Consider the following 6,006-nt stretch of genomic DNA (forward strand, 5'->3'; position numbering starts at 1 on the left):
GGCTCAGGCCGTGCCGGCCCCTGCCCGCTCCCGGTCCCGGCCCTTCTCCTTGCCCTTGTCCCGGTCCCGGTTCAGGCGCTTGCGGAGCGTCTGGGCGAACTCCTCGGCCTCCGTCAGCTGCCCGCGCAACCGCTCCACCTGCCAGAGGGCGTGCTGCTCGTACTCGCGCACGCGCAGCAGCAGGGACTGCCGTTCGTACGCCGTCAGCCCGTCGTCGGAGTCGAGGCGGTCGGTGAGGGCCAGCAGCTCCCGCATCTGGTCCAGGGTGAAGTCGAGCGGCTGCATGCGGCGGATGGCCTTCAGCCGGGCGACGTCCTCCCTCGTGTAGAGGCGGAAGCCGCCCGCCGAGCAGGCGGAAGGGGTGACCAGGCCGGTCGCCTCGTAGTACCGGATCATGCGCAGCGGCAGCTCCGTGCGCGCGCCGACCTCGCCGATCTGCATGTGCTCGCTGCTCATTCGGGCGCCCTACCTCGTCTGTCTCGTCTGTGTCCGCCGCCCGGGACATGGGGCGGCCGACGTCGATCGCTACCGTGACGTCGAGGTAAAGTATGTGATCATCAGGTCGGCTCCGTGACGTTCCCACTCCGTGGCGCGGAAGAAATGTTCCCGCGGACACCGACCGCGCCCTCAGCCCTTCACCGCTCCTGCCGTCAGGCCCTGGACTATGTGGCGGCTGGCGAAGGCGAACAGGACCATCGTGGGGAGGATGGTCAGGACCGCCGCCGCGGACATCGAGCCCCAGTCGATGTTGAAGCTGGAGATGAAGCCGTTCAGCGCCGTCGGCACGGTCTTGTTGCTGTCGCTGTTCATCAGCGTCACCGACAGGAACAGCTCGTTCCAGCAGTTGACGAAGTTGAAGATGAACGCCGCCACGATCCCCGGCCGCATCACCGGCAGCAGCACCTTGAACAGCGCCCCGAACCGGGACAGGCCGTCGATCATGGCGGCCTCCTCCAGCGCGTCCGGGATGTTCTCGAAGAAGCCGCGCAGCATCACCGTGCAGAACGGGATGCAGACGGCGATGTAGACGAGGATCAGCCCGAGCCGGTTGTCGACCATCTTGAGGTCGGTCATCAGCAGGTACAGCGGCCCCAGCGCGATGAACGTGGGGATCATCTGGGTCACCAGGGCCGCCATCAGCAGCGCGGACTTGGTGCGGAACTCGAAGCGGGCCAGCACGTACGCCGACAGCATCGAGATCACGGTGGCGATCGCGGCCGCCACGGTGGCGATGATCAGGCTGTTGGTGAGGTAGACCCCGAAGTCGGCCTTGCCGAACAGCCCGCTGTAGTTCTCCAGCGAGAAGTGCTCGGGCCAGTAGGCGATCGGGAAGGCGAAGATGTCGCCCGGCGCCTTCAGCGACGTGATGGTGATCCAGTAGAGGGGGAAGACGGTGAAGAGCAGCCACAGCCCCAGGAAGGTGAACTTGGTGGCCCGGCCCGCCGTGGACTCCTTGCCGATCACGGCTTCACCTCTCGCTTCTCGCGCGTGGCCAGCAGGAAGAAGGTCGCGAACACCAGCAGGGTGGCGACGACGATCAGGCCGAGCGCGGACGCCCTGCCGTAGTCGCCCTGCTGCGTGATCTTGATCATCCAGGTGGTCACGATGTGCGTCTCGTTGTTCGGTCCGCCGCCGGTCATCCCGAAGATCAGGTCGGGGAAGTTGAAGATCCAGATGACCCGCAGCAGCACGGTCAGTACGAGCGTGACCCTGATGTACGGGATGGTGATCTGGAACAGCGTGCGCACCTTGCCGGCGCCGTCGAGCGCCGAGGCCTCGTACAGCTCCTCGGGGATGGACTGCAGCGCGGCCAGGATCATGATCGTGAAGAAGGTGACCCCGTACCAGACGTTGGCGACCACGACCGCGAACATCGCCGTCTTCGGGTCGGCCAGCCAGGCCACCGGCTCGTCGATCAGGCCGGCCTTCTGGAGCAGGTCGTTGACGACACCGAACTCGCTGTTGAACATCCAGCGGAACAGGATGCCGATGAGGAAGCCGGAGATCGCCCAGGGGAAGAAGATGAGCGCCTGGTAGAGGCCGCGGAAGCGGAACCTGCGGCGCAGCCACAGGGCCAGCGCGAAGCCGATCACCAGCTGGGGCACGATCGAGCCGACCACCCAGATGCCGGTGTTGCCCAGCACCGTGCTCCAGGCCGGGTCGGCGAAGACGTCCTGGAAGTTCTTCAGGCCGATCCACGAGGTGTCGGTCAGATCCGTCAGCTTCCAGTTGCGGAAGGCCATCTGGCTGCCGGCGATCATCGGGTAGTACGTGAAGACCGCCACGAAGACCGCGGCCGGGGCCATGAACAGGGCGATCATGAAGCCCCGGCGGGCGGTGAACTCCGGTTTGCGGCGGCCCTGCCGGACCTTGCGGACGGGCCGGGCGCCCCCGTTGCCGGAGGCCCCCGCCGCTGTCGTCCGCTGCGTTCCCGTCGGTTCCGTCGTCTCGGACGCGGTGGGCATGGCTAGTTCTCCTGCTGCCGCTTCTGGATCCAGTACGCGTCCCAGCCGGCCAGCAGTTCCTTGGGCGTCGTCTTGCCGAGCACCATCTTCTGGATGTCGGCGTCGGCCTTCTGCTGCCACTCGGCCCACCAGGCGACCCCGCGGGGCTGGCTGACGTTGAGGTAGGTGTCCGGGTTCTCCGTCATGGTGACGTAGCTGGACCACGGGCCGGTCTTGTAGAACGGGTCCTCGGCGGCCGACTTGAGGATCGGCACCAGGCTGTTCTTCTTGGTGAAGCTCGTCGACGCCTCTCCCTCGGAGAGGAACTGGACCAGCTTGACCGCTTCCTCCTTGTGCTTGCTGCCCTTGGCGACGCCCCATCCGGCGGTGGCCAGCGGCTGTACGGTCTTGCCGCTGGGGCCGGCCACCAGCGGGGCGGTGCTCCACTGGTCCTTCTTGATGGACTTGGACTCCGAGACGGTGGCGATCACCTCGGGGTCCTGCAGCAGGAAGGCCGTGGAGCCGTTGGAGAAGCCCTCGACCATCTCGGGGTAGCCCCAGGAGACGGACGACTTCGGGGACGCCTCCTTGAAGAGCTCGAGGTAGGTCTCCATGGCGTCCTGCGCCCCGGGCGCGGAGAAGATCGTCTTGCCGTCCTTCAGCTTGAAGCCGTCGGCGGGGTCGATCTCGTCGGCGACGTACGCCTCGATGATCGCGGTGGCGTTGCCCTGGGCGTTGGCCCCGCCGCGGAAGGCGTACCCGTAGCGGCGCTTGCCGGGGTCGTGGATCGCGGAGGCCTGTTCGAGGAGCTCGTCCCAGCTGGCCGGGGGCTTGTCGAAGCCGGCTTCCTTGATCAGGTCGGTGCGGTAGAAGACGCTCAGGCCGTAGAAGCCGTACGGGACGAAGTAGGTCTTGCCGTCGGCGTCCTGGGAGGCCTTGACGGCGTTCTCCGTCATCGCGTCCCAGCCCTTCCAGGAGCCGAGGTCCTTCTTCATGTCGTGGAGCCAGCCGTTGTTCGACCAGGGTCCGACGGTGGTGTCCCGCACTTCGAGGGTGTCGACCCCGCTGCCGGACTGGAGCATCTGCTGGATCTTCTGGTCGGCCTGCTCGGTGGGCGGCGAGATCAGGTTGACCTTGATCTTGGGGTTCTGCTGCTGGAAGTCCGCTATCAGGCCCTTGATCAGGTCCGTGCGGGCGGGGTTGGTCAGGCTCTCGACCATGTTGAGGGTGACCGTGCCGTCGGCCTGCGAGCCGCTCATGCTGCTGCAGCCGGTCAGGACCATCGTGGCGGCGGTGCCGAGGGCGAGAGCTGCCGTCCTTCTTCTCATCGCGGGGACCTCTTCCTGTGCTGTTCCGTACGGGGAGCGGGCGTTGCGGGGCGTGGGCGTTGCGGGGCTCGGGAGGCGCCTACGACGCGCCGGGGTGTTCCTGGGCCGCGCGGGCCCACCGGCCGAGGAGGGGGACGCAGTCCTCGGCGAAGTACTCGTAGTCGGCCGCGGTGTTGTAGACGTGCGCGGACAGCCGCATGTAGCCGACCCCTCCGAAGGCGGTGAAGGCCGCCTCCACGCCCAGTTCGCGGGCCGCCCGGTCGCGCAGCGCGTCGGCCTCGACGCGGCTGCCGGCCAGGCCGTCCGGCAGGCGGACCAGCCGCATGCCGGGCACCGGCATGCCTACGTCGACGGTGCCGGTGTCGCCGGTGAGCCGGGCGAAGGCCTCGCCGATGACGCGCTCGCCGTAGCCGGCCAGGTCGTCCATGTACCGGCGGGCGGTGTCCCAGCCCCAGGTGCTCTCGACGAAGTCCAGGGCCGCCGGGGCCGCCAGGTAGCCGGTGGCGTCGATCGTGCCCTGCTGGTCGAAGCGGTCGGGGTACGGATCGGCGGCGCCCCACGAGTCGATCAGGGGGTAGAGCTCCTCGCGCAGCTCGCCGCGGGCCACCAGTGCGGCCGTGCCGCGGGGGGTGCAGCCCCACTTGTGCAGGTTGCCGACCCAGAAGTCGCAGGTGAGCCCGTCCAGCGGAGCCTCGATGAGGCCGGGGGCGTGCGCGGCGTCCACCAGGAGCGGGATGCCGCGGCGCCGGGCCTCCGCTCCGACCAGTTCCACCGGCATCCGGCGTGCGGTCGCGGAGGTGATCTGATCGAGGACGATCAGGTCCGTGTCGTCGTCGACCGCGGCCAGCACGGCCTCGTACGCCTGCTCCTCGTCCGCGCCCAGCGGTACGCGGGCGGTACGGACCTCGCCGCCCCAGCGCCTGGCGAGCCGTTCGGCGCCCATGGTCACCGCGCCGTAGCCGTGGTCGGTGACGACGATCCCGCCACCGCGGCGCCGCCGCAGCGAGGCGAACACGACGCTGATGCCGGCGCTCGCGTTCGGCACCAGGGCCAGGTCGTCGGGGGCGACCCGCAGGAAGGCCGCGAGGTCGACCCGGGTGGCGGCGATCCGCTGCGGGAGCGCGGGGAACCACACCACCGGGGAGCTGTCCATCTCGGTGCGGAACTCGTTCTGCCGCTGCTGCGCCACCAGCGGGACGGCTCCGAACGAGCCGTGGTTGAGGTGCTTCATGACGGGGTCCAGCGACCACGCCCGGGCGGCGGGCCGGCCGTCCGCCAGCAGCAAGGGGCGCGGGGCGGTGGTGACCTCGGTCTCGCTCACATCACTCCACATCTACCGAACCCGGGTGTCCGCCAGACATCAGACTCTCGGCGCGACACGTATGATGACTCGGTATCCTGCACGTCACTTTTGCGCCACGCAAGGGCTGTGGAGCGATAGTCATCAGATGACTTTCAGTCGATACATCGGAGACATCTGACGACTACGACTCGCTAGAGTGCCCGGGGGCCACGGCGACGCCGTCGGCCCGGCACGGGGAGGAATCGGATGTCCGCAGTCGACAAGGCGTTCCACGGCCTGCGTCACATGATCGCGACGGGGCGCCTGGGTCCGGGAGAGCGCATTCCGCCCGAGGCCGAGCTCGGCGAGGAACTGGGCGTCTCACGGGGTCCGCTGCGCGAGGCCGTCCGCATGCTCTCGGCCCTGGGCGTGGTCGAACCGCGGCACGGCTCGGGTACGTTCGTGTCCCAGCTCAGGCCGGAGGACGTCATCGGCAGCCTGTCGCTGACCCTCGAACTCCTGCCGCTGCCGGGGCTGTTGGAGGTGTACGAGATCCGGCGGGTGCTGGAGGCGCACGTCGCCGCCAAGGCCGCCGCGCGCCGGAGCCCGGAGACGGTGGAGTCGCTCTTCTCGCTCATCGAGGCGATGGAGGCCACCGAGGATCCCACCGAGGCGTCGGAGCTGGACCACCGCTTCCACGCGGAGATCGCGCGGGCGGCGGAGAATCCGACCCTCGCCTCGCTGCTGGCCGTCTTCCGTGCCCGGTCCCGCAAGTACCAGGTCTTCACCCTGCCCGAGGGGCCGGAGCTGCGGCGCAAGAGCGACGCGGACCACCGGGTGCTGGCCACCGCGATCGCCGACCGCGATCCCGGGGCGGCCGCGGGGGCGGCGGAGGCGCATGTGTCGCAGACGGAGCGGTGGTTGCGGGCGTTCATGCCGCCGGTGGAGGAAC

At 68.9% G+C, this 6,006-nt stretch carries 6 protein-coding genes; 1 reads left to right on the forward strand and 5 read right to left on the reverse strand.

The window, feature by feature from the left end; all coding sequences use genetic code 11:
• Positions 1-3: 3 nt before the first annotated feature.
• The 5 genes from FGF04_RS37970 to FGF04_RS37990 form a co-directional block, all read right to left on the reverse strand.
• The gene (locus tag FGF04_RS37970; protein ID WP_149515946.1) at positions 4-456 is read right to left on the reverse strand and encodes a MerR family transcriptional regulator; all 453 of its coding nucleotides are present in this window, start codon (positions 454-456) and stop codon (positions 4-6) included.
• Positions 457-627: 171 nt separating this feature from the next.
• Complete coding sequence (locus FGF04_RS37975; RefSeq protein WP_149515947.1) at positions 628-1,464, reverse strand: carbohydrate ABC transporter permease; 837 nt, start codon at positions 1,462-1,464, stop codon at positions 628-630.
• Complete coding sequence (locus FGF04_RS37980) at positions 1,461-2,465, reverse strand: carbohydrate ABC transporter permease (RefSeq protein WP_149515948.1); 1,005 nt, start codon at positions 2,463-2,465, stop codon at positions 1,461-1,463. Before FGF04_RS37980 ends, FGF04_RS37975 begins: the two co-directional genes overlap by 4 nt.
• Before the next feature lie 2 nt (positions 2,466-2,467).
• A complete protein-coding gene (locus FGF04_RS37985) occupies positions 2,468-3,772 on the reverse strand; it encodes an ABC transporter substrate-binding protein (RefSeq protein ID WP_149515949.1) in 1,305 nt (434 codons plus the stop codon).
• 79 nt (positions 3,773-3,851) lie between these two features.
• Positions 3,852-5,093 carry an aminotransferase class V-fold PLP-dependent enzyme gene (locus FGF04_RS37990; protein ID WP_149515950.1) on the reverse strand — a complete coding sequence of 414 codons (1,242 nt, stop codon included), beginning with the start codon at positions 5,091-5,093 and terminating at the stop codon, positions 3,852-3,854.
• A gap of 228 nt (positions 5,094-5,321) precedes the next feature.
• On the opposite strand from FGF04_RS37990, the gene FGF04_RS37995 reads away from it, so the two are divergent.
• Positions 5,322-6,006: FadR/GntR family transcriptional regulator (locus tag FGF04_RS37995; RefSeq protein ID WP_149515951.1), on the forward strand; the 685-nt coding region annotated here is incomplete at its 3' end.

This window comes from Streptomyces apricus, from assembly GCF_008369065.1.
GTDB lineage: Bacteria > Actinomycetota > Actinomycetes > Streptomycetales > Streptomycetaceae > Streptomyces > Streptomyces apricus.